We start from the raw sequence: 25,536 nt of genomic DNA on the forward strand, positions 1-25,536 counted from the left end.
CTTAACAAGGGGAAGATTACAGATGCTGCCCCCAAACAATCCCACTAATCATCAACAATAAAAAGTAAAATATCTTTTTCATACGTCTTTCGTCAACTATTTTTAGAATAACGCAATTTACTTTAGAATATTCTATCAACCATAATGTTTCTAATTTTCGTGAGATAAACTATCTTTGCAACCTGAAAATTTGATTAAGATGTCTTTAGAACAAGAAATAAATAAAAGAAAAACCTTTGGAATTATCGCCCATCCCGATGCTGGTAAAACAACTTTAACAGAGAAGTTATTACTTTTTGGAGGCGCAATTCAAGAAGCTGGTGCCGTAAAAAGTAACAAAATTAAAAAAGGAGCAACTTCCGATTTTATGGAAATTGAACGCCAACGTGGTATTTCGGTTGCTACTTCAGTTTTAGCATTCGAATATAAAGGAAAAAAGATTAATATCTTAGATACGCCTGGTCACAAGGATTTCGCCGAAGACACTTTCCGTACACTAACTGCCGTAGATTCTGCGATTGTGGTAATCGACGTTGCAAAAGGGGTTGAGGAACAAACAATCAAATTGGTAGAAGTTTGTCGTATGCGCAAAATTCCGATGTTGGTTTTCATTAACAAAATGGACCGCGAAGGAAAAGATGCGTTTGATTTAATGGACGAAGTAGAACAAAAACTAGACTTACAAGTTACACCACTTTCTTGGCCGATTGGTATTGGAGCAACTTTCAAAGGAATTTATAATATTTGGGAGAAAAACATCAATATTTTTTCTGGAGATAATAAACAAAAAATTTCTGAAACAACGAAAGTTGAGGATTTATCAAGTCCAGATTTAGACACATTAATTGGAACAACTTACGCCGAAAATCTTCGTAATGAGATTGATTTAATTGACGGAGTTTATCCAGAATTTGATATGCAAGAATATATGGACGGAAATTTACAACCTGTATTTTTCGGTTCTGCTCTTAATAATTTTGGTGTTCGCGAATTGTTAGACGCTTTCGTTGATATTGCACCAACTCCACAATCTAAAGAAACAGATTTGAGAATTGTCGAACCTTATGAAAATAAATTTTCTGGCTTCGTGTTCAAAATTCATGCGAATATGGATCCGAAACACCGCGACCGTTTAGCCTTTATCAAAATCGTTTCTGGTAAATTTGAACGTAATACCAACTATTTCCACGTTCGCCAAGGTAAAAACATGAAATTCGCTGCGCCAAATGCTTTCTTTGCTGATAAAAAAGAAGTGGTTGATGAATCGTTTGCGGGTGATATCGTTGGTTTACACGATACAGGAAACTTTAGAATTGGTGATACGTTGACAGAAGGTGAAAAATTTTCTTTCAAAGGAATTCCAGCTTTCTCCCCAGAACATTTCCGTTACATCAACAATGCTGATCCAATGAAAGCAAAACAATTGGAAAAAGGAATTGATCAATTAATGGACGAAGGTGTTGCGCAGTTATTTACATTAGAAATGAATAATCGTAAAGTTATCGGAACCGTTGGTGCACTGCAATATGAGGTTATCCAATATCGTTTGGAGCACGAATATGGTGCAAAAGCAACGTACGAACCTTTCTCTGTTCACAAAGCGTGTTGGGTAGAAGTTGAAGATGAAAAATCAGAAGAATTCTTAGAATTCAAACGTGTTAAACAACGTTATTTAGCAAGAGATAAATTCAATCAATTGGTATTTTTAGCAGATTCTGCTTTTACAATTCAAATGACGCAAGATAAATTTCCGTCAGTGAAATTACATTTTGTAAGTGAGTTTTAAATTTTGGTCAGATAATTGAATTAACCAACTGAAATATTTTTTAGAAAAAATCTAAATGAAAAAGATCATATTAAGTTTAACATTGATTTCAGCGTTTGCAGTAAATTCAAAAGCACAAGATTTGAAATCAATTTTTGGAACATTAAAAAAAGAAGTCGAAAAAGTAAACACTCAAACGACAACACAAAATAATTCAACAGTAAAAGTTGATTCAATAAAAGTTGTAAATGGTTCAACAGAATCTAAAACAATTTCTGCAGAATCCTTAACAAAGTTAAATGGTTTATCTAACGCAACTGTTGCCTCTGGATTGAAAGAAGCTTTGTCATTAGGATTAACGGACGGAATAAAATCATTGGGTCAAAAGAATGGTTTTTATAATAATTCAGTTGCAAAAATCTTGATGCCAGAAGAATTACAAAATGTAGAAAAAACTTTGCGTTCTTTAGGAATGGGAAGTTTGGCGGATAAAGGAATCAAATTATTGAATTCTGCTGCTGAAGATGCTGTTTCTGAAGCTGCTCCTATTTTCGTAAACGCTGTGACATCAATGACAATTACAGATGCGAAAGATATTTTATTAGGAGGAAATAATTCGGCTACCAATTATTTAAAACTAAAAACAACATCTGATTTAACAAAGGCTTTTCAACCAAAAGTGGAAGCGTCTTTAGGTAAAGTTAGTGCGGATAAAGTTTGGAATAATTTGATTACAAAATACAATACGTTAACTGGAAATCAAATTGATCCAAACCTGAATGCTTATGTAACACAACAAACAATAAATGGTGTGTTTAACATGGTTGCAGAAAAAGAAGAAGGAATTCGCGGGAATAAAGCTTTGCGTACAACATCGTTGTTACAACAGGTTTTCGGAGCGCAAGATAGTAAGAAGTAAAATACTTCTATTCAATCAAAAAAACTCGTTACAATTTGTAACGAGTCTTTTAGATGATAATTACTCTATAAAATAAGACCAAGGTATATCAAATCTTCCTCGTCTTTCTGCTACTTTAAGCTTTTCTCCTTCAAAACTTGAGTAATACTTTTTATAATCTACTTTTATCTCTTTTTCTATAAATGTATTGTTCCAATCTTCAATTATTAAATAATAACTACTACCTCCTTTACTATTTTTCTTAATTTTTTTCAAAATCTGAGTTTCATAAATTTGAGGAGTAGATTGATCATACTTACAATTAATGAATATAACAGAATAAATAGAAAATACTTCAATTAATATTATGATAAAAACATTATAAACAAAATTTTTCTTGTTGTAAATCAATATTTTAAATTGATTAAAATAATAGATTATTAAGATTAATAACGCTATAACACTCGAAGGAACCCATACATTTTTATAATCTAAGACATTGTAATCCATAGCAGTTCTAATGATTAATCCAAAACAAGATAACATAAAACCTATAGAAATTGTTGGAAGATTTGGTCTAATTTCAGGCTCAATTGAGATCAAACCTCGATAATATCTAACTAAAATGATGCAAAAAATAGGATAAACAAAAGATAAATAAATTAAAATTTCATTAAAAAACTGAAAAACTAATGTACTCAAACCTAAAATGCATCCAATAATATTAATTAATAAAGCCGTTCTTTTCAACGACTTTAAATCAGTAAATTTTTGTTCAATAATAACTAAATCTAAAAAATTCATAAAATCTAAAAATCCGCTCAATGAGCGGATTTTCTATTTGTAATAAAATATATCATTTCCTATTAAGCTTCACAAGAAGAACAAGAAACTAAGTTTGCAACTAATTCCTTAGAAACTGATTGTGAACGCTGATAGTACAATGTTTTTACACCTAATTGCCAAGCTTCGATCATCAAACGGTTAACTTCTTTCACAGGTAAATCTGGTGGAATATTTAGGTTTAATGACTGCGATTGATCTACATATTTTTGACGAATCGCTGCTTGTTGAACAATTTCTAATTGAGAAATTTCTTTGAATGTTTTGAACACATCTTTTTCCTCTTTTGTCAATTGTTCTAAATGTTGCACAGAGCCACCATTCAACATGATTTCGCGCCAAATATCTTCGTTATCGATTCCTTTTTCTTGTAATAATTTAGTCAAATATTTATTCTTACGCATAAAGTTTCCTTTCGATAAACCTGCTTTGTAATAATTTGAAGCAAACGGCTCAATTCCTGGAGAAGTTTGTCCTAAAATCGCAGAAGAAGACGTAGTTGGTGCAATTGCACAAGTTGTTGTATTACGACGTCCGTAGCCTTTTAAAACCTCTGGTTCACCATAAATACGAGCTAATTCTTCCGAAGCTTTATCTGCTTTAGATTGAATATGCTTGAAAATTTCTGTTGTACGTAATTTCGCTTCCATTCCTTCAAAAGGAATCATGTTGCGTTGTAAGTAAGAGTGCCACCCTAATACACCTAAACCTAATGCACGGTGACGTTTTGCAAAACGATTAGCTGATGCTAAATAATGATTTCCTTCTGTTTTTTCGATGAATTCTTGTAAAACTGCATCTAAAAAGAAAATTGCTAAACGTACTGCCTCAGTATCTTTCCATTCATCGTATAGCTCTAAGTTCATAGAAGATAAACAACAAATAAATGATTCATCAGCAGATGAAGGCAACATAATTTCTGAACAAAGATTAGAAGCATTAATTGACATTCCTAAATCTTTGTAAACCTGTGGTTTATTTTTATTTACGTTATCTGTAAAGAATAAATATGGTAATCCTTTTTCTTGACGTGATTCTAAAACTTTCGCCCAAATTTGACGTTTATCCGCATCTCCATCAATCATTTCTTGCATCCAATAATCTGGCACACAAACACCATAAAATAAATTCTGAATTGAACTTCCTATCGATTTAATTTTCAAAAATTCTTCGATATCATCATGATCAATATCCAAATAAGCCGCAAAAGCTCCACGACGTGTAGAACCTTGAGAAACCACATTCATCGCAGAATTGAACAATTCCATAAACGAAACAGCACCACTACTCTTTCCGTTATCTGTAATCGCCGCTCCACGCTCACGCAATTCACCAAAATAACCAGAAGTACCACCACCGATTTTAGTTTGCATAATAACTTCTCCTAATTTATGCGTAATTCCTTCAATACTATCTGGAATATGAACATTGAAACAAGAAATTGGTAAACCACGCTCTGTTCCCATATTTGCCCAAATTGGAGATGATAAACTCATCCAACCTCTTTCTATCATTTCTTTGAAAGATTCTTGCAATTCTGGTTTGTATAAACGTTTTGCAGCCGCAGCCGTGATACGATCTATAGCTCCTTCAACTGTTTCCCCTTTCAATAAATAACCTCTATTCAAAATTTGTTCAGATTCAGAGTTTTTCCACCATAATTTTGGTGCTTCACCGTCAAAAAATATATTTTGAATGTCGTCGTGTGGTATTGGATTGTCCATAGCTTTAGAATTTATAATGATGTGATATTGTTAAATAATTTTATTTATAGTTGTGTTTTTGATAAAAAGTTTTGGCGGTTTAAAATAAATCGTCTGCCGAAATACTTTTGTCATGTTTAGTATAATCTACTGGTCTTTTTGCGAAAAAATCGTCTAAACTACTCGCAAAAACTTCTTCCTCAAACCAAGCCATCGGTTTATACTGTTCTTGGGAAATATGAAATATTTTTTTGTATCCAATTTTAGCAATTGCTTCATCAATACGGTATTTCATATAGTTTAATAAATCTGCTTTTGAGTAATAACCAAATTCTCCTTTCTCGAAAATCCAATCTAACATCATTTCTTCTTGGTCAATATAACCACGAACAGCAGTTTCTACCCAATTTTGATCTAATTCCTCTGGTAATAAACCTTCTTCACGAATTTTATTAATCAAATAAATCCCAGCATTTGCGTGAATTTGCTCATCTGTAGATGTCCAAGCAATGATGTTTGCTGTATTTTTCATTAAACCATCAAAACGTGTAAATGCCAAAATATTTGCAAATTTCGAGAATAACGAACTATCTTCGATTACCAATGCAAAGAACAATAATTTCTCTACAATTGATTTGTTCTCGTCACGCATAATTTCTCCAACAAACGTATTATAACTTTTGAAAATTGGATTTTGTAAGGCTACATTAAACTCATCTAAATAACCATTTACCTCCAAAATACGCGAATACGCTTCACTATGTCTAAACTCACATTCTGCAAAAGTAGCACCTAATCCATTCAATTCTGGCTTTGGAAAATAATGATACAAATCTCCCCAGAATCCTTTTACCGTTACCTCTACTTGCGCAATTGATAAAATAGAACGTTTGTGAATTTCGCGTTTCGCATCATCTAAATTGGCATGATAGTCTTGGATATCTGAAGTAAAATCTACTTCTCCGTGTACCCAATATGCTTTTTGGATTGCTTCTGTAAAGGTTAAAATTTCAGGATATTCAAATGGTTTATAATTTACCCTTTTATCAAAAATAGACATAGTTTTTTGGACTTTTTAGATTAATAAACTTTGGTAAAAACGAATTCTTTCATCAAAATAAATGAAGTTGGTTCTTTTATTTTATTTAGAAATTTGAACCTCAATAGGGTTACATTTTCGTTTCAATTACTCATCGATTCTTTCAAAATTAAGATAAGATTTTACAATTAAAAATTTTGTAATCTTAAAAAATAAAAAGGTTATCAACAAGTTGTTAATTATTTGATTATTAATTAATTATTTTTGAATTTTTATTCGTTATAATTTAATAATTTTTATCAAAACAACAACTATAACTTGGATTAATTTTCTATAATTTAACAAAAAAATAGGCAAGCCTTGTTATAGACTTGCCTAAAGAATATGATTAAATTCTAAATTTTATCTTGCAATATTTACTGCACGTGTTTCACGAATTACAGTTACACGAACTTGACCTGGATAAGTCATTTCGTTTTGAATTTTATCCGAAATTAAGAACGATAATTCAGCTGCTTTTGTGTCATCAACTTTATCACTTTCTACAATCACACGCAACTCACGACCAGCTTGGATAGCGTATGCTTTTTCCACACCATCAAAGTTAAGAGCCGTAGCTTCTAAATCTTTCAGACGTTGCATATACGATTCCACAACTTGACGACGAGCCCCTGGACGAGCACCAGAAATTGCATCGGCAACTTGTATAAGTGGCGAAATTAAAGAAGTCATCTCTATTTCATCGTGGTGAGCTCCAATTGCATTAATTACGTCTGGATGTTCTCCATATTTCTCTGCCCATTGCATCCCCAAAATTGCGTGAGGCAATTCAGATTCTTGCTCCGGAACTTTACCAATATCGTGTAATAAACCTGCACGTTTCGCTAACTTAGGATTTAATCCTAATTCTGCAGCCAAGGTTCCTGCCAAATTTGCCACCTCGCGAGAGTGTTGTAACAGGTTTTGACCATAAGAAGAACGATATTTCATTCGTCCAACAATACGAACCAAATCTTTGTGTAAACCGTGAATTCCCAAATCTAAAATTGTTTTCTTACCAACTTCGATAATTTCATCCTCAATTTGTTTTGTTGTTTTTGCCACAACTTCCTCAATACGTGCTGGGTGAATACGCCCATCCGTTACTAAACGGTGCAAAGATAAACGAGCAATTTCACGACGAACAGGATCAAAACATGAAAGAATAATCGCTTCTGGCGTATCATCAACAATCACTTCAACTCCTGTAGCAGCTTCTATTGCACGAATATTACGTCCTTCACGACCAATGATACGTCCTTTGATTTCATCAGATTCAATGTTAAACACAGAAACTGCATTCTCTATCGCTTGCTCTGTTCCGATTCGTTGAATAGAAGAAATCACAATTTTACGCGCTTCATTTTTCGCATCCAATTCAGCCTCTTCCATAATTTCTTGGATATGAGCTTGTGCTTTCGTTCTTGCTTCGTCTTTCAAGACTTCAATCAATTCAGCACGTGCTTCATCAGCAGAATAGTTTGAAATTTTCTCAAGGATTTCTACTTGTTTTTTGTGCATCGTATCCACTTCTTTTTGCTTAATGTTAAGCTTCTCTGTACGTGCTTGTATATTTCCTTTCTCAGATTTAATCTGATCTTTTTGTTTCTGAATTTCTGCTAAGTCCGTTTTGATTCTCTCTTCACGTTCTTTTACTTTAAGCTCAGCATCAGCTACTTTTCTTTCACGTTGATTAACAACTTCTTCGTGTTTAGATTTTAATTCTAAAAATTTTTCTTTGGCTTGAAAAATTTTCTCTTTTTTAATGGCTTCACCATCTTTCTCAGCATCATTAATCAAATTTTGTGCTTTGCGAGTTGCTTCGTCAATCAGTTCTTGATTCTGTTTATCAACTGATTTTTTTGATAAGAAATATCCCACCGCTGCACCTATGATTAATGTAACAATTGCAATAATTATTGTCATAATTGGGTCCATAGATTATGTAATGTTTATATATAAAAAAACCTACATTAGTAAAGTATGTTTTGAGTTAACTCCTGTAAACAGGATTTGAGTTAGTCCGTCAGTCAAGTATCCGCTGTCAAATAAATGAACCTAAAAGGTTGCGGCCCGCTTTCCGAACGGTGTTCACTCGGTAACAAAACTAGTGTTGAGTTAACCAAAATAGCTAGAACTAATGTAGGAATATTGTTTAGTGGACAGTTTCACAACTGTCAGAACTTCTCTTATTTTGCGATTGACTGATCAATCAATTCTAATAACTTCGAAATGCGCTCTGTTGTCATTTCTTCGTTATCTTTCACTTGCTTTTTCAGCTTTGCTTCACGTAAAGCTAACTGAATTGTCACCATTGCAAGCGCGTCTTGTTTGTCAGAAACAGCGTACTTTTGTTCAAATTGTTTCAAAATACCATTTATTTCTTCTGCACAAGAAAGTAACATTTCTTCCTCGTCAGAATTAATCGTCATTGGGTAATGACGTGAAGCAATTTTTATCTCAATTCGTTGAGTTGACATTCTTTTATTAATTATTAGTTTTAATTTGAGCGATGCACGTATCGACTTCTTTTATTAATTTGTTCATTCTTTGCTTCATCATTTGTTTGTACTCCTGATTTCCGCTCATTGCATTAACGACTTTTAATCGTTTTACTTCCTCATTTAAATTTAAGTTATTCGCTTGCGAATCTCTCAATTTATTTTTCAATCGGGCATTTTCTTCTTTTAGAGAATTGATTTCATTTTGCAATTTTTCCAATTCTTGTATCGAGTTTTCAGCGCCCTTCAATATATCTTTATAATTCCCAAGTTGGCCTAAAACACTTAAAACTTTGTTTTCAAGTTCATTAAATTTTACCATTTTTTCCATCTCCTGAGAATTTCAATTATTCTAGCTTCTATTGCAAAAATAGTATTTTTTTACTTCTAATCAATACAATAACCTAAATATTATCAGTTTTTTCTTATTCATTTGACAAATAGAGATTTACTTACATTTTTTGTTTCGTTTCTCTATTCTTCACTACTTTCACAACATACTTGATACTAAAAAACAAAAACAATACCGAAAGAATAGTTGGCAGAAATTGACAGAAAATAATCAAAATTGATTTGAAATAATACATTCCATCTTTCCAACTTTGTTTTAACTCATATCCTAAGTTGATTTCTCTATAAGCTTTCAAATCAGTTTGTGGTAAAATATTCGTTACAACTCGTGGTTCTTCTGATAATTGATACGCAATAGTCGCATAAGAAGTAGCATCATTTATCAACGCTTTATTCACTTTATTTTCGATTTGTTTCGAGATTTTCATTGCTTTATTGTTTTCATTTTTCAACTCATTTTCATATTTCTCAAAGGTCATTTCTTCATTATTAATCAAAATATGATCGATAATAATTCCTTTCTCCACTGCAAATTTGACATGCTCACGCAATTTATTTGACGGAACTTTCAATTCAATCAAATAAGAACGTTGAATTTTGTCTATTTTCTTAACGCTTTCTTCAGATAATTCAACTATATCCAAAGTTTCTTTGAAAAGTCTTTATTTTAGTGGGTTGGTTACTCATTTTATAGCATTTGGTACAACATAAGTACAACAATTGAAAAAGTATGTTTTAAGTCTATGTTGAGCATAGATTTTAAGCCATCAAAAACGAAACTTTAACATTTAATCTGGGCTTAAAAATGGGATATTCGAGCATATAAACCGACTTTATTTAACTGAGCAGTACGATTCATCAACTGATATTCTGCTAATTTGGAACAATAATAATCCCTTGATGCTTTTACATATCCATTTTGAAGCAACAATTCATTCAAACATTCGCCTGATTCCAGGATCACATAACCTAATTGCCTATGATAAAAATCGTAGGCATTTTTTGTTTCTGTGAGTATGGTTACTCTATCTCCAACACTCAAAACGTTAGTTAAGTAATTTCTTGCCTCCCATCCTAACTCAATCAATAAACTTGCAGGAAGATGAGATTTTTCTTCATCTTCTTTAAGCTTTCTATTGATTCGGATTTCTGGTGCATCTATACCATACAATCTGATTTCTTTTTCTTCTTTCGAAAAGGCGTGTTTCACAACCAAAGTATCTGCATCTTTGATTTCCAATACATTATAAAATATTTCCACATAATAAGGTTCTTTAGCACTGTATTTCATTGTATTGCAATTAGTTACATATTGTCTATACAAATTTAATTATTCAACTTTGTAATACTATAATTCTCAAATGTTTAACTAATAAATTTAAAGTTATGGCAAGACAAAAAGGACTTATGAAGTACATCGGAACGATTGGAGATGTTCGTCATTTTAAGATTAAAGGACAACCTGGTTTTTATGCCGGTATGGTTGGTGGTCCAACTGCTCAGCAGGTAAAAACTGCGCCTGAGTTTGAACGTACTCGTGAAAATATGAATGAATTTGGCGGATGTGCAAGAACTGGAAAATCCTTGCGTACTGCTCTTTCGCAAGTAATGAGTAAAATGGCGGATAGTCAAGTGACAGGTCGATTGACTTCGGTTATGAAGAAAATCAATTTGGAAGATGGTACAGAAGCCAGAGGTTATCGTAAAGTTGAAGTTTCTACTCAACGTCAATATTTAATTGGTTTTGAGTTTGATAAAAAACTTTCGATTAATGGTGTTTTTAATGCGCCTTATGATGTGGAACACAATGTAGACAGAAACGAAGCTGATTTCGTTGTTGCAGCTTTTAATCCGGCTGAATTGATTTCTGCTCCTGCAGGTACTACACACTTTCGTTTAATTAATGCGTTGGCGGTTTTATCGGATTTCTCCTTCAATCCTACAACTGGAAATTACGAGCCTGACGATGCTATTAATAACGAATTAAATGTTGTTGAATACTCGGCTTATATTCCGTTAAATGCTCCGTATGCCGGAGATACGATTTCGGCAGTTTTACCAGGTGCGCCAACTTTGGCAAACAATGTTACAGTTGTTCAGTGTATCGGTATTGAATTTTTCCAAGAAGTAAACGGAAATTATTATCCTTTCGCTTCCGGAAACTGTCTGAAAATCGAAGATGCTTTTTAAGCGGTTAGGTTGGTTAAGGAGTCTTTTCGATTTGAAAAGGCTCTTTTTTGTTTCATTTAAAATGATTGATTATGCGTGTTAAAATTGTTCGTGTGGCACAAGGAAAGCAAAGTACATTGAGCCATTTGTACATTGATGGAATCTTTCAATGTTACCTTTTGGAAGATAAGATTCGAGCTGAAAAAATTAAACAGCAAACTGCAATTCCTACGGGTGATTATCAATTGATCGTTAATTCTTGGGGCGGTATGAATACCAAGTATAAAAATCTGATGGGTAAAGTTCATGAAGGTATGATTGAAATTGATCAGCTTCCGAATTTCGATTATGTATATATCCATATCGGAAATACGTATTTACAAACTGCAGGATGTCCGTTGACTGGTTTTGGTTTTGAATTGATTAATGGTGATTATCAAGTTACTCATAGTCGAAAGGCTTATGAAATGGTTTATCCTAAACTTTTAAAGATTGCTAAAAGCAAAGAAAATCAGATCTCTATCGAAAATAATTTTCAATTCTAAAAACTACTATTATGGAAAATGAATTGGTTTTAAATGTCTTTTTCGGTTCAGTTTCAAGTTTATTATTGGCAGTGGTTGCTTACTTCATTAAGCAATTACACTCTGATTTTAAAAAAATGGAAAAGGATATTACAGAAGTAAAAACGATGGCTTTATTGATCAAAACTGAATTTAAAAACAGTTATGATTTACTCAGCCAACGTGTCGAATATTTAGAATCAAGAATTACCACTCTTGAAATGTTGAATCTTAAAAATAAACGTGATGAAAAAGGATAGTTTGAATATAGTAGAACGAGTAACCAATGAAACACCAAAATGGTTTAAAATCGTTCGTAATGTGGGATTAGCTTTAACTGCGATAAGCGGAACCATCTTAGCTGCTCCGGTTGTTCTTCCGGCAACGGTTATTACAGTTGCAGGATATTTGGCTTTAGGTGGTGCAATCGCCAGTGCTGTTGCTCAAACTGCTGTAAAGATTGATGAAGCAGATAATGATTCTAACAAAAAATAGTCTTATAAGACCTTGATAGGACTTTCAGGACTTATTGAAATCTCATCTTAATAGGTGAGATTTTTTTTATGCGTGATAGCTGCACCCAATTATCTATAGAGGTGGAATATGTACGCTTTATCTCCGAAACGAAGTCGGAATGTTGTCGAAAAAGATGAATCAAAATTATAAAATCGAGGAAGTGGTTTTGGTTCAAATTCAATGTTTTTTGAAAAGAAAAAAAGAGAAAAAAAAGAAAGCCATTCTTTCAGGATTGGGCGTTTTAAAGGCAAGGTTTTCGAGCAAAATACTACCCGAATGGGTGGAGATTTTGTGAGAAACCCGAAGGGCTTGACCTTGACGTAAAACGACCACTAACTAACTTTGCTATCTTTTTTGTGAATTTTGGTGTGTCTATTTCGGAAAGAACGCACTGGGGCAATATGCGCAGGTGAAGAAAAGCAATCCAATATCAAAATAAGGTGGCGAGGGGTTGTAGCTTAACATCCTTTTAGGGTGTTGTGCTACACCGAGCCAATTGGTGTGGGCTAATGAGCTATCAAGCAGCACAAAAGTGAGGGGTTACGGAACACGTTAGTGTGTATTACCGAACGATGTGATGCGACTAGCGGTTTAGCGCAATACACCAATGAACCTTACTTAAAACTTTTGCTTTTTCTGAACCTGTAACCGCTTTCTTGGGTGGTGGGGTGCGTGGAATAATTAGAAATTATGAATGATGAATTATTGGAAATGCGTTGTGGTAAATGGAATAGCGTTCGGCACTTATGATACACATCTATTCATTATCACTTTTTTGCTTGATCAAAAAAGTAATCAAAAAAATCAAGACTTAGATTTTCGTCGGTCAATCATCATCTCTCGCCACTAAAATGCTCGATCATTCGCTATCGCTCAGCGATCATTTTTACGTTTCACTCAATGTATTGACACTCGTCTGCTAATCGAAATGCCATTTATTTAGCCTTGTTTTTTTGGTGGGTTTGAATGATGGTTATTGTAAAGAGATGAAGTTGCGCATTATTGGAGTAAATTATACACGAAGCTTCTCCTCTTAATCTCAAATGCCTAACGAGCATTTTTGTGTGTAACGAAAAGCCGTTCAAAAATGGGCTTGACTGAAAGGAAAGCTTATTTTAGGCTTGGTTTTGCGGAGTTGGGTGAATGGAACGCTTCGCTTAGTAATTGGTGATTAGTAAATCGTAATTAGTTATTACTGGGCTTGAAAAATGTATGGATAGTGAAATGAGCCTAACGGAGTAAATCGTTGCGCAAAAATGATTGTGGCAATACTGCTACTTCAACAAGGGCAAAAAACGACATGAGATACTCTCTGCTTCGGACAGGTAAAGGAAGGGGCTATTTTACATAATATGATTATAGTGGGCTTGTCCCCGAAGCCCGCTAGGCGACTATAATGCCACGTTATGTAAACATAGCTTTGGTAGGGCGGCTGGGTTCGAGTTGTGAGTTTTGAGTGATGAGTTTTGAGTTTTTTTGCTTTTGTTGGCGATTATAGTGATTAGTAGTTAGTAAATAGTAAATAGTAAATAGTGATTAGTAATTATTGGGTATGATTATAAAACTTATTATTCATGGGTTTTATTATTCATTTTCACCTCTTATTTCTCGATACAATTTTCTTTTGCTAAAGCAACGAAAATCACTCGAAATGACAAAAAAAGCCCCAACTGAATTATTATTGAGTTGGGGAGTTTATTATGTAAGAAGCAAAACTGGAATGGAACCGCAGTTGCTTTTTTGTTGTTGCCCTATACACTTACAAACTTTGCAAATAGGCGTGTACGTTCTACTGATTATCAATAACTACCTGATGTATAATTTTGTTGTGTAAACTTTTAAGCTAATGTCGTCTCTAATTTGTGCTTTATTTTTTGCCAATTAGGAAGGAAGTCTGTTAATAGGTTATAAAATTCCTTTGAGTGATTCGGGTGAATTAAATGACATAATTCGTGAAGAATAACATACTCAATACAAATTTTACTTGCTTTAATTAGTTCTGTGTTCAATAAAATATTTCCATTTGTTGTGCAACTTCCCCAACGTTTTTTTAAAAATTTGTGACTTAATGAAATTTCATATTCTTTAAACCTTGGGAACTCTTCTAATAATTTTTGTAATAATTCCGAGAAAACAACATCAGCTTTTGATTTATAGAATTTTGTAATAATTGGTTCTACATCCTCTTTTGTTGTCTCAATATGCATCAATCCTTTAGCTAATGAAATTGTACTGTAACCTTTCTCTTTTTTAGTTATTTTCAATTTATATTGACGACCTAAATATCGATGCGTTTCTCCAGGTATGTAAATTTTATCAGACGTAAATGGCCTATATAATTCAAATGCTTTTTGTTGTTGAATGACCCATTTTGATTTAGGTTTCACCTTCTCTAAGATAATGTCTAAAGGAGTATTTAAAGGAGCTGTAATTTGCACATTACCTTCTGGAAACACTCTTAAATCTAATGTCTTTCTATTTGAATATAAAACCTCTGCTTCAATAGTCTTACTCCCATATCTATATTCAATCTTATCCATTAATCCATCTGTTTTTTTGCAATTTTAATTACTTCTTCTATAAATGCATCAATTATATCAAAAGGAATGTTTTGCTCTAATTGTAAAGAAATACCATAGAAATAATCGTCTAATTCATTCCAAATTTTCTTTTCTAAATCAGCATTTGATTTCCAATCTACAATTGGTTTGTCACCCTCTAAAACAACCCCTTCAATTAAAGATCTTACCTCTAAAGCAATATCCGCATTTTGATTATTATCTTTTAAATGCTCTGATAATTTATCATTTATGAAATTATAAAATGCAATCGCAATCTTATTATCTACAATACTTTTCGGTACATTGTCTTGCTTACCATTAATAAACGTATTTTCAATATCCTTGATTCTGTTTAAGTATTCAGCCTCATTAATTCTACTTTGCTTGTATTCTTGAATGGTTTGCTTAATTAAATCTGACAACTTAGTATAGAAAATAGGATCTTCTTGCATTTTAATGCTAATCCCTTTTGATGTACGCGAAGCAATATGATCTGCTTTAGCTGCACTACCAATTAACTTTTCTACTTCATCATCACGTTGTTGTTTATTAAAAATATCTATAGGTTGGGTAATTTTTAATACTTCACCATCTGTAACAATGTGTTTATCAATTAATTTTTGAACTTGCTTTTCATATTCTTTATAATCAATATCATCAAAATATCTTCTCTTAACATCGATGCGCAATTGGATAAAGAACTTGCTTTCTTTTTTGTATTTTTCAATGATTTCATCATTTTTACTATCATTGAACTGTACGGTAGACATCGCTAAATTAAACAAACGAAGAAACTTAGATAATTTTTCGTAAAATGTATGGCGCATTTCTTCATCACCTAATAAAACAGCATAAGCTTCTGTATCAAACTTATTCTTTACTGTTTTAAAAACATCCCATAATTCTGAATATGCTTGAGGCAATTGATTTATTAATTCGTTTACATTGGTAACAGAACCTTTTACGTCTTCTTTATCTAACTCATTATCCCCAGAATAATCTTCGATAGCTTTGTCTAAATTTTCTAAGTTTCCGTAATAGTCGATGATTAACCCATAATCTTTTCCTTCGTGTACACGATTAACCCTTGCTATCGCTTGCAATAAGGTATGATCTTTTAAATTACGTGTTAAGTACAATACACGATTTATAGGCGCATCAAACCCTGTTAATAATTTATCAACCACAATGATAATTTCGGGATGTTCTTGTTTTTTGAATGATTTGATGATATTTTCTTCATAATCTTTATGATTACCGTACTTATCAATCATTGCTTTATAAAACTTCTGCACTACGTCTTCGTTTTCAACATAAGCATCGTCATTATCTTTGCGGCTATCAGGAGCTGAGATTACAACTTCTGAAGTTACTTTACCAATCTCCTTTAAATAATTATGGTACATAATGGCGGTGGTTTTATTTGGAGCTACTAACTGTGCTTTAAAACCAGTACCTTGTATGAATTCAGTAAAATGATCTGAAATATCCCAAGCTCGATCATAAATTACTTGATCAGATTTATTAATCGTGTTTTTAGAACTGAATTTTCTTTTTAAACTTGCTTTACCATATTTGGTTAAAGGTTCAGAAACTTTTTCAAAATAATTATCTAAAGGCTTTTCGTTTACAGTGATGTCGTTGTGACGCCCTTCATAAAACAAAGGCAATACCGCTCCATCTTCAACTGCATCTTTAATGGTGTACTCATCGATAACGCCTCCGAATTTTTTAGCTGTATCCTTTTCAGACTTCATCAAAGGAGTTCCTGTAAACGCAATAAAACAAGCATTAGGAAACGTTTTTTGCATTTTTACGTTGAAGGTACCGTATTGACTACGATGCCCCTCATCAATCAATACAAATATTTCAGAAGAAGTAAAACCTTCAGGTGCTTTTGCAACTGCTGCTTTAAACTTGTTTATGATGGTTGTAATTACAGCATCAGATGAACTGTTTAACAAATCGATTAAATGTTTACCCGTAGAAGCTTCGACTACATCAATTTTACATTTTTTAAACGTATCTGTAATTTGATCGTTTAGGTCGATACGGTCTGTAACTAAAACAATTTTAGGATTTTTAATGTTTTTATTTAAAGCAATCATTTGAGCAAGCATCGCCATAGTCAATGATTTTCCACTACCTTGCGTATGCCAAATAACACCTCCACGACGCTTACCATCAGTACCTACTTTTTCAATTCTTTTGATCGTTTTTTTGATACCGAAATACTGTTGGTAACGTGCTATTTTTTTAATACCATCATCGTATAAAATATACTGATACATTAATTCTAAGAAACGTTCAGGACGACAAATTGAATAGATCATTTTGTCTTGTTCTGTAAGCATTACAACATCTTTTTCTAATTCATTAAAACGTTTAAAAGTAGCTGCATATCTTGTTTTAAATATTTCAGTACGCTCATCATTAGGTAATGTAGCTTGCTTTATATTATTTAACTCTTGAAGAAATTCTTGTTCCGTATATTTTTTAGTAAATTTTTCAATCCAAACGTTCCAGAATTCTTTTGGCGTACCTGTAGTTGCGTATTTAGCTTCATTAACAGCTAATCCCATCACTAAATTAGAGTACACATACAAATCACGAATGCCATCCTCTTTTTGATTTCTTAAATTCTGAGAAATCGCTTCATCAATAGGAGATTTTATTGCATTGGATTTACATTCAATGATACCTAAAGGCAATCCGTTGACAAACAAAACAATATCTGGTCTATACGTGTCTGAACGATTGGAACGCGTTACTGCAAACTCTTCTGAAACATGAAAAATGTTGTTTTCAGGTTTTTCCCAATCGATATATTTAAATGAAAAACTCTTGCGATCACCATTAATGGTTTGCTCAAAAGATTTACCTAACGTTATTAAGTCATAAAAATGTTGATTGGCATTAATATATCCTAAATGAATGGGTAAATCTTTTACCTCATTTATAGCCAAGTTTATATTTGCATCAGAAAATGGATGTTTTTCGCCTTTATAATTAATACTATTGATCTTAGCTAATTGCTCTTTAAGAATCGGAGTTAATAACACATTGCTGGTACGGTTATCTCTTAAAACTAAAGCTTGTTCTGGTGAAATATATTTGTACCCCAGCTTCATCAATAATTGAATGGCTGGGATTTGACTGATGTGATCTTCTTGGTATGATGGTGTCATAATTACACTTCGTTTCGTTAAAAAATCATTAAGACTATTACACTTAAAATCACACCTATTAAAGTAATAAAACACCCTAGTTTAAACAGTTGATACTTATAAGAAGTAATAATTGAATTGTAGATAATTTGTGAACTTAATTCTTTTTCAAAATCATTAAATTGATAATCTGTAGTTGATATCTTCTGTAAAAATTTCTCTTCAAAATCAGCTACATTGAAATCCTTTAAATATCCATAAAAATGAATGTTTTCATTTATAATTTCCTTATCTATAATATTAGAAATAAAAGTTATTGGAGTTTTGAAAAATTGATTTCTTTCAATTTTTCCAATTAAAGGAGAAACTGAAAACAATGCTATTATAAATGAAATAAAATTAGCCCCAAATGACAGATAAAATACCCATTTATTCAGATCACAATCTTTTGCTGAAAACAATTGTATTAAACCGATACTAAGAGCTAAATTCAATGTTAATAATCCTATATTTTTAGCTTCAGCAAATTTTAACCAATCATTTACATTGGCAAATATTTTGTATAATCTTTCTTCCATATTTTTTTGTGATTCTTCCATAATGTGTTAATCTATTTTCCAAATTAATGATGCACCGTAAACATCATAGTTTACATTTTTAATTTTATAATCTACTTTTTTCCACCAATTATTTGTAATATCTTTTCCATTTAGATTTACTTTTTTGTATTCTTTGTACACTTTATCACTGATTAATATTGCAGGAATATTCTTCTGAATTTTTTCTTTTTTGTAAGACAAAACCGTTTCGAAAAATCCTAATTTAAGACTGCCATTGTCAGAACTTTGTATATCATTTAAAAATTCATCTGGAGTTAACCTTTTTGTATGTACTGTTGGAGTATTGGGTAAACCTAAATCTTTTAAGTTCCACATTGGATAAAGTGTTTTATATTTTACATTAAAATAGACTTCTTCTATTTGTTTATTAGCTGCATCAGTTAAACGTGAAGCTAAATTAGCAGGTTTACCAGACCAGACTAATCCACGATGTTCTATACTGTCTGTTCCATTTTTTTGAATACCTACTTTTAGCACACGCATCTCTCCATAATCAATTCCAATTCCGCATTTAAATTCAACTTGTGAAAATATATTAGTTATAATTTTAGCACTATGATTAATAGAAATTGCACAATTAATTGCATTAATGAAACAATTATCAACCTCAAATACTACCATTACACGATCACCAATAATATTTCTGATGTGTCCATTATATTTTTTAGCTGATTTAATTACACTCTTGGTAAAAGCAGTGTATAATTTAGCCATCGTTTTCTGTTTATGAGCTTCTGTTAAACCTACAGAATTCCTTATGTCAACAAATAAAACACAGGTCTCTAATATTTTTCCCTTTTTTATTTGATTTTTTCCAAAAGTTAATCCAGAATCACTTCGATTAGGGACTAATTTTGTTGAATTATATTCAAAATCTGTATCTATGATATCCGCAACGTCTGTATGTATTTCTTGAAAAAATGATTTTATATTACTCATTGTCTATAAATAATCTGGAATTTTTATATTTTTTATGCTCATGAAATCAACCCCCTGCAACTTGTTTATATTTTGCTGGCCAAATATTATATCAGTAACATCCCAAATGCATTTTTCCCACCCAAGCCCATCATAACTAGATTCAGAAAAAAAATTAATAGCATTTGGAACTGATACACTTTCTAATCTATATAATTCAGTGATAGGTTGCCCAATCATTGTGTATTCTCCATAATCTTCTCCAGGAACTTTATAATATGTAATTTCACCTTTGTGTATTGCTACTTTTCCATTTTTATTAGAATTATGAAACTCTTTTATAACATCTTCTGCGCAACGTTCTGCCTGATAAACATTTTCTGGACTTTCAACTTCTAAAAATGGCTTTCCAAAAACACAAATAATACCATCACCCATTAGTTTTTCAATCTCACCACCATATTTATATATTATAGGTATTATTCTTTTATAATAATCATCTAAATAATCTTTTATTTGAGTATTGGACCAATTTATTATAGTTTTCGAAAAAGATGTAATATCTATAAAAAGTAAAACAACATCTTCATTTTTGCCTTCATCAAAATATTTAATTAACTCAGGCTTTTGAGGGTTTAAATTTTCGGTTAAAAATGAAAAAAATTTTACTTTTTCATTAATATCCTCATTTAATCCTCCATTATTAAATGCTTTTAAAAGAACTTCTTTTGCTTCATTTTGTTTTAAATATTCTAGAATATTTTTATCCTTAAATTCTAATTCATAAAACTTTTCTTTTAATTCATAAACTTGTTTTAGATTCGGCATATATATATATTATTTAGTGTTTTTTTTTAAATTTCCTCTTATTCATTTGGTTAATTATTGCATAATTCTTTTGTATTGAAAACGTTTACCGAATTCTTTTTGCATTTTATCTGCAAGAAAATCGCATAATTTAACACGGTTTTTTGGTGCTTTATTATTACTGAAAAATACGTGCAATAGGATAATATTTAACTCAGGATTCTCTTCTAAAAATGGATAAAGTTTTAAGACATTTGTATTGGGATGTTTTTGTGTGTTTTCGCACTCTAATAACACCCAATTATTATCGTCTATAATTGCATAGTCGTCTACATCACCCCAACCATTTAATGACAATTCTGTATGTTGGAATTTTATATTTAATTCTTCTCCAATCGAATCAGCTATTTCTTTATTCTGTTGGTTAGTTGCTTTCATCGTCTTCTTTCTTTTTTTTACGATCTATTGTATCAAAAATGTAAACTATTTGTACTGGAATGCGCATTGCTTTCAATGAATTTACTGTTCTTAACAAGCTTATTCTTGAAAAAAGTGGTAATCCTTTTGTTTTTAAACCCTGTTTTTTCGTTATAATCCCGTACGTTACTTTGAAAGCACCACTATTAATTAAGTCGCTCATTTCTGGTTTACCCTCAGTTAAAGTCTTTAATTTTGCTTGAGAATCTTCATTTACTCTTAATAATTCAGCAGAATTAATTCCTTGATTAAATAAATGACTTAAACTTGCTGAACGTGTCGATATTTTAATATGTGCAAATTCTAAATAATCGTCATTTAAGTATATTAAATCACAAGGTTCTATTGCTGTTTGTCCATCAGGAGTAATACTCTCTTTATCTAAACAAATTACTTCAGTGCGAGCATCTTTTACAGAATTATTATAATCATCTTCTCTTTTATGTTCACATTGATGTAATAATTCGTGACTCTCTACAAATAACGGATCTAATTCATCTGATAATTTTTGAACAAAATCTCTATTTATATAATACCATTCTCCTTCGCAGAAATGATACATATTATTATTATATTCACAATCGAATAAAAGACTTTTAAAAATTTGATACTCTTTTATAGAATTATTATTTGCATCTAAAATTTTTAATCTATGAGACTTGAATTTATCAATTGATTCAATTGATTCAACTTCTTTTTCTGCAAGATAATCTCTATACCCTTTAATAAACACATCTGTAAACTCTAAACTTGATGCTCCTTCACCTGAGTATTTAATATAATATTCCGTTTCATAATCAAAAATTTCTGGAATAGCTAAAACTAATTCCATTGGAGCTGGATCTTGATTAAATGCTTCAACTAATTTATCGTTTAGTTCTAATAATAAATCAGGATCTGATATTGGAACAATATTTTGTATCTCAGGAAAACTTGTTTTATAATCATCTCTTTTGTAAATACCTACAAGACTATTACACAAATTAGCAATATTAGCTGCTGGTAAATTTGAAGATACTTTAAGACTACTTCCTCCAGTAATATTTTTAAATAAACTCGCATATTCAGTCTTAACAGATCCTGTCATTTTTTTCAGGATTATTTCATCTGTTCTAAAATCAAAAAAGTTTAAACCAGAAGCTGTAGGGCTTTGAATACGTTGCCTTTTCGCATTTTCAGGCGATAGAATATCTGTAGATTTAATCTTTAATGGGTCTAATGCATTCAATGTTGTACGAATACCGAAGTCGTGAACAAAAGCTTCGTCTTTTAATTGATGATATGTTGATCCAAATGTTAAAGCTATCCAGTTTGTGTCATTAATTTTCAAAAAGACTAATGCTCCTTTATGTGATTGTTGTAAATCAATATTTACACCCCAATAGTCTTTCCACCAAGGAGATGTTGAAGGATTGTTTAAAATGTACATTACTGTATCTACGGGCAAATTTGCATTATTCTCGCTAATTCTTTGTAAATGATGACCTTCTTTTAAGGAATTTGTTGAATTGTACCCGTCTTTTAATAAGTAAATTGAAAAAGATCTACTTTTTGCCATAAGTTTTAGTTAATTATAATATTCGTGTTAATTCATTTAGTGTTATACTGTTCTCACTTTACCGGTTAATAATTGCTGCATTAAGCCTTTCTTTTGAAGTTTTAATGCCTCTAATTTTTGTTGGTATTGTTTAACTTCTTGGTTTGCAGTGTTTAGGATTTCTGCAATGGCATTTTGTTCTTCTATAGACGGTAAACTGATTTTTATTTTAGAAAATAATTCATACCATAAATAGATTCTTACACCTCCTTCTCCTAAAGCATTAATTCTACTATTTACATATTCTGTTTGCAAATATTGTAACAGATAAAAATCTAAAACATCTTCTGTTGTTTTAAAGCAAACATATAAAGAGCTGATTACTCCAATTTCATCTTCAAAATATGCTAATGAACCAACATTAATTCTTGCAGGATTATAAGCAAATTCATTTTTCTTTATTACTTTATAATTAGACAAATCTTCACCAGCGACTTTACCTTCAAAATGATCTGATTGTAAAACAAAACCTTTGGAATTTGTTACAGAATAGACTTCTGCATTAATCAAATCTTTATTTCTACGAGATATTTTTTTAGTTATTTCTCCAAAATTTGTATTCCTCCATTCATTCTCAAACCCTTTCACTCGCTTTTTACCCGTCAACAACGAAAACGCCAATGCCTTATTTCTATCTTGTAGTTTTTTGATGATGGCATCGGTAACTTGAATGGCTTTGTCCCATGTCGATAATACCTCGGCAATTTTTTGTTGCTCTGGTAGTGGGGGAAGTGGGATTTGGATACTTTCAAATTCACTTTTATTAATTAAAGGTACAGCTTGTTCTCCTGCTAACAATTTAATTTTTGGAGCATTAATTTCTAATTGATAATAAATATATTCATTATCATTTTCATTAGTTGGTACTATTGCGTTAATCTGTTGATTTGAAGTCAGCTCTTTTGTTGCAATTCCAATCTTTCCAATTGTTGAACCAATACAAGTAAATAATACAGATTTTGCAGGAAATTTTCTTGAAATTGCAAAACCGATTGATGATAATTTCTTATTTGTATTCGTAATATATTTATTTGTACCTAAATCAGCTGGACTCACAAACAAATATTCTTCACCGTAATTTTTGAGATTATTGGTTGGAGGTGTACTTCCTGTATAAACTTTACCCGCTTCCCTTAACCTTTTCACTTCCCACTCTGTAGGGATAGGACCAATGGGTGTATTTTTATATTGTGTTGTTTTTGTCATTGTTGTAATATTTTTATGCTAGGTCATCATCTGTAATCGTAAACACAGACTTTATTGCATGTAATGCGTCTTCGCTTTTAGCGCCTTTCATCCCCATTGCTTTAAACACATCGGGTGTAGGTAAATCCTCTTTTATCATTATAAGGAAATCTATCATCAGCTCTTTGATGGGTTGAGGCAATTCAAAACGCTCTTCTCCAGTAAATAGCAAAGCTAATTTGAGGCAATCGTTTTTATGCTTTTTTAGATGTTTGCTGTCTTCTTTGCTTCCATTAGCAATACGCCCCGTAATGTCTAAATATGCTTTTGCCTTTAAAGCAATTAAGGCTTCTGTATTGGCACGATGTACATCTGCCACGACCACACTATGCTCTCTAATAAATTGGTAGAAGGTATCGTCTAATAAAATGGCAGATAAGCTACTTAAATCANNAATAGGCGTTAAGTGCATCTCAGGATCTAAATCAATCAAATCTGGTTTACGCGAAAACAATTCTATCTGCTGTGGAAAATCTTCGTTTTCCGGATCCATAAATCGATAGTATTGGCGTTCGTCGCTGCTTATTTCTTTACGGTTGTAATTGCCCTCTTTTATAAATTGCCAAAATGTTTTTACGAATTCCGCATTTAACGCTTCTACCACCAAAATGATGTCAATATCTTTTGTGGCACGAGCTACTAATCCTTCATCCTCTATAATCATATCGCAAGCAGTACCACCGATAATGATATAATTATCTGGAAACGCAGCAAAATATGCTTTAAATTGTTCTATGCCTTTTACCATATAAATCGATTGATTAAGTGTTCTAATTCCATTTGCACACGTTCGTCTTGATCGTCTTTATAGGTTAAGAATAAAGAGATTGGATCGACCTTGTCGTATGCTGATTGACTGATTCTGTTGATGAAATTTGGATCGTATTTCCATATTTGGAATAGATACTCTCCTCCAAATTCATTGAATGTATTTGGGTTGTTATTCTTCTTAATTAAGTTAAATGTTTGATTATCTATAGCAAAAGCCATTTGATCGCTTGGATTTATATTGGTGTACTCCGTTAAGGCAGTATCTCCTGCTTTTAATAATGGTAAATTCCAATTAAAATTATCCGCTACAAAATACGCTTTAGCAATGGGATTGATAAAAATGTTGTTTTGTAGCCCTTTTTCCCACAATGTTTTTCTTTCGAATTTGAATTGGAACATTTTATAACGACCACGCTGTACGATTTCTATTAATTCTAATTCGGCTAAATTTTCGACTGCACGCGAAACGTTGATGGTATTTACCTGAAATTGATTTGCAATTTCTTTTAATGGAATATTTTCGATTGTATATTGATTATTAGTATTCAGCAAATGTGCAATGACTAATACCTGAGCAAACGGTTGCAAGGTTTGTGCAGTACGTCCTTTTGTTTGGTATCTGTATTCTGTAAAATCGATGAATACGTATGGTATATACAATTGCTTAAACGGTACGATAAATGCTCGTTTTTTTTCGATTAATCGTTTACGATTATAGGCTTCCATTTCGTCCACACAAAGAATAATGGGTTGATTAATTCTTTCTTCAATATTTGCTAGTTGCGTGTCGATGGCTGCAATTGTAAACTCATCATCCGTTTCTGCATAGGCAATGACGAATTTTTTATTTAACATCAACAACTCGTACCATCCATAAGCATTACGCAAATAGATGGGTAATTGATTAAGGACATCCTTGCTTAAAGGGCTTACCTCGCAATGAATTCCTATCGTTTCGTTGATGTAATTTTTTAGCTGAATCATAA

At 31.9% G+C, this 25,536-nt stretch carries 23 protein-coding genes; 6 read left to right on the forward strand and 17 right to left on the reverse strand.

Annotated features, from left to right (window positions below):
* Positions 1-199: 199 nt before the first annotated feature.
* Positions 200-1,786 carry a peptide chain release factor 3 gene (locus B4L98_RS03600; protein ID WP_038333563.1) on the forward strand — a complete coding sequence of 529 codons (1,587 nt, stop codon included), beginning with the start codon at positions 200-202 and terminating at the stop codon, positions 1,784-1,786.
* Between the two features lie 55 nt (positions 1,787-1,841).
* Positions 1,842-2,684, forward strand: a complete 843-nt coding sequence (locus B4L98_RS03605; protein ID WP_280037648.1) for a DUF4197 domain-containing protein — start codon at positions 1,842-1,844, stop codon at positions 2,682-2,684.
* 60 nt (positions 2,685-2,744) lie between these two features.
* On the opposite strand, the gene B4L98_RS03610 is transcribed toward B4L98_RS03605, so the two are convergent.
* The 8 genes from B4L98_RS03610 to B4L98_RS03645 form a co-directional block, all read right to left on the reverse strand.
* Positions 2,745-3,467 (reverse strand): hypothetical protein, encoded by a 723-nt coding sequence (locus B4L98_RS03610; RefSeq protein WP_286496359.1) that lies wholly within the window; start codon positions 3,465-3,467, stop codon positions 2,745-2,747.
* 62 nt (positions 3,468-3,529) lie between these two features.
* The gene (locus B4L98_RS03615; protein WP_115001235.1) at positions 3,530-5,230 is read right to left on the reverse strand and encodes a ribonucleoside-diphosphate reductase subunit alpha; all 1,701 of its coding nucleotides are present in this window, start codon (positions 5,228-5,230) and stop codon (positions 3,530-3,532) included.
* 79 nt (positions 5,231-5,309) lie between these two features.
* Positions 5,310-6,269, reverse strand: a complete 960-nt coding sequence (locus B4L98_RS03620) for a ribonucleotide-diphosphate reductase subunit beta (RefSeq protein WP_038335662.1) — start codon at positions 6,267-6,269, stop codon at positions 5,310-5,312.
* A gap of 381 nt (positions 6,270-6,650) precedes the next feature.
* A complete protein-coding gene (gene rny / locus B4L98_RS03625; RefSeq protein ID WP_371875740.1) occupies positions 6,651-8,213 on the reverse strand; it encodes a ribonuclease Y in 1,563 nt (520 codons plus the stop codon).
* A gap of 263 nt (positions 8,214-8,476) precedes the next feature.
* A complete protein-coding gene (locus B4L98_RS03630; protein ID WP_038335658.1) occupies positions 8,477-8,767 on the reverse strand; it encodes a cell division protein ZapA in 291 nt (96 codons plus the stop codon).
* A 7-nt stretch (positions 8,768-8,774) separates the two neighbouring features.
* On the reverse strand, positions 8,775-9,110 hold the full coding sequence (locus B4L98_RS03635; protein WP_146810388.1) for a hypothetical protein: 336 nt from the start codon (positions 9,108-9,110) through the stop codon (positions 8,775-8,777).
* Positions 9,111-9,240: 130 nt separating this feature from the next.
* Positions 9,241-9,783 carry a hypothetical protein gene (locus B4L98_RS03640; RefSeq protein ID WP_219035173.1) on the reverse strand — a complete coding sequence of 181 codons (543 nt, stop codon included), beginning with the start codon at positions 9,781-9,783 and terminating at the stop codon, positions 9,241-9,243.
* Between the two features lie 155 nt (positions 9,784-9,938).
* Positions 9,939-10,430 (reverse strand): thermonuclease family protein, encoded by a 492-nt coding sequence (locus B4L98_RS03645; RefSeq protein ID WP_291058861.1) that lies wholly within the window; start codon positions 10,428-10,430, stop codon positions 9,939-9,941.
* A 95-nt stretch (positions 10,431-10,525) separates the two neighbouring features.
* On the opposite strand from B4L98_RS03645, the gene B4L98_RS03650 reads away from it, so the two are divergent.
* From B4L98_RS03650 to B4L98_RS03665, 4 genes are all read left to right on the forward strand, one after another.
* Positions 10,526-11,329 carry a hypothetical protein gene (locus B4L98_RS03650; RefSeq protein WP_291058859.1) on the forward strand — a complete coding sequence of 268 codons (804 nt, stop codon included), beginning with the start codon at positions 10,526-10,528 and terminating at the stop codon, positions 11,327-11,329.
* A gap of 71 nt (positions 11,330-11,400) precedes the next feature.
* Positions 11,401-11,853, forward strand: a complete 453-nt coding sequence (locus B4L98_RS03655; protein ID WP_291058857.1) for a DUF5675 family protein — start codon at positions 11,401-11,403, stop codon at positions 11,851-11,853.
* 11 nt (positions 11,854-11,864) lie between these two features.
* On the forward strand, positions 11,865-12,131 hold the full coding sequence (locus B4L98_RS03660; protein ID WP_291058855.1) for a hypothetical protein: 267 nt from the start codon (positions 11,865-11,867) through the stop codon (positions 12,129-12,131).
* Positions 12,118-12,366, forward strand: a complete 249-nt coding sequence (locus B4L98_RS03665) for a hypothetical protein (protein WP_291058853.1) — start codon at positions 12,118-12,120, stop codon at positions 12,364-12,366. The genes B4L98_RS03660 and B4L98_RS03665 overlap by 14 nt, the downstream gene beginning before the upstream one ends.
* 1,859 nt (positions 12,367-14,225) lie before the next feature.
* Here B4L98_RS03665 and B4L98_RS03670 read toward each other — a convergent pair.
* The 9 genes from B4L98_RS03670 to B4L98_RS03715 all read right to left on the reverse strand — a co-directional run bounded on the left by B4L98_RS03670 (position 14,226) and on the right by B4L98_RS03715 (position 25,534).
* Entirely contained in the window at positions 14,226-14,927 is a 702-nt protein-coding gene (locus B4L98_RS03670) for a M48 family metallopeptidase (protein ID WP_291077542.1), read from the reverse strand.
* On the reverse strand, positions 14,927-18,136 hold the full coding sequence (locus tag B4L98_RS03675) for a type I restriction endonuclease subunit R (RefSeq protein ID WP_280063273.1): 3,210 nt from the start codon (positions 18,134-18,136) through the stop codon (positions 14,927-14,929). Before B4L98_RS03675 ends, B4L98_RS03670 begins: the two co-directional genes overlap by 1 nt.
* Before the next feature lie 17 nt (positions 18,137-18,153).
* On the reverse strand, positions 18,154-18,714 hold the full coding sequence (locus B4L98_RS03680; protein WP_291077544.1) for a hypothetical protein: 561 nt from the start codon (positions 18,712-18,714) through the stop codon (positions 18,154-18,156).
* Between the two features lie 6 nt (positions 18,715-18,720).
* Positions 18,721-19,674 carry an adenylate/guanylate cyclase domain-containing protein gene (locus tag B4L98_RS03685; protein WP_291077546.1) on the reverse strand — a complete coding sequence of 318 codons (954 nt, stop codon included), beginning with the start codon at positions 19,672-19,674 and terminating at the stop codon, positions 18,721-18,723.
* A gap of 3 nt (positions 19,675-19,677) precedes the next feature.
* The gene (locus B4L98_RS03690) at positions 19,678-20,481 is read right to left on the reverse strand and encodes an adenylate/guanylate cyclase domain-containing protein (protein WP_291077549.1); all 804 of its coding nucleotides are present in this window, start codon (positions 20,479-20,481) and stop codon (positions 19,678-19,680) included.
* Between the two features lie 54 nt (positions 20,482-20,535).
* Entirely contained in the window at positions 20,536-20,898 is a 363-nt protein-coding gene (locus tag B4L98_RS03695) for a hypothetical protein (RefSeq protein ID WP_291077551.1), read from the reverse strand.
* On the reverse strand, positions 20,885-22,495 hold the full coding sequence (locus B4L98_RS03700; RefSeq protein WP_291077553.1) for a DUF6119 family protein: 1,611 nt from the start codon (positions 22,493-22,495) through the stop codon (positions 20,885-20,887). The genes B4L98_RS03695 and B4L98_RS03700 overlap by 14 nt, the downstream gene beginning before the upstream one ends.
* Positions 22,496-22,537: 42 nt before the next feature.
* Positions 22,538-23,740, reverse strand: a complete 1,203-nt coding sequence (locus B4L98_RS03705; RefSeq protein WP_291077555.1) for a restriction endonuclease subunit S — start codon at positions 23,738-23,740, stop codon at positions 22,538-22,540.
* 780 nt (positions 23,741-24,520) lie between these two features.
* Positions 24,521-25,534 (reverse strand): hypothetical protein, encoded by a 1,014-nt coding sequence (locus B4L98_RS03715; RefSeq protein ID WP_291077559.1) that lies wholly within the window; start codon positions 25,532-25,534, stop codon positions 24,521-24,523.
* Positions 25,535-25,536: the final 2 nt, after the last annotated feature.

Source organism: Empedobacter sp. UBA5528 (genome assembly GCF_002426075.1).
Taxonomy (GTDB): Bacteria; Bacteroidota; Bacteroidia; order Flavobacteriales; family Weeksellaceae; genus Empedobacter; species Empedobacter falsenii_B.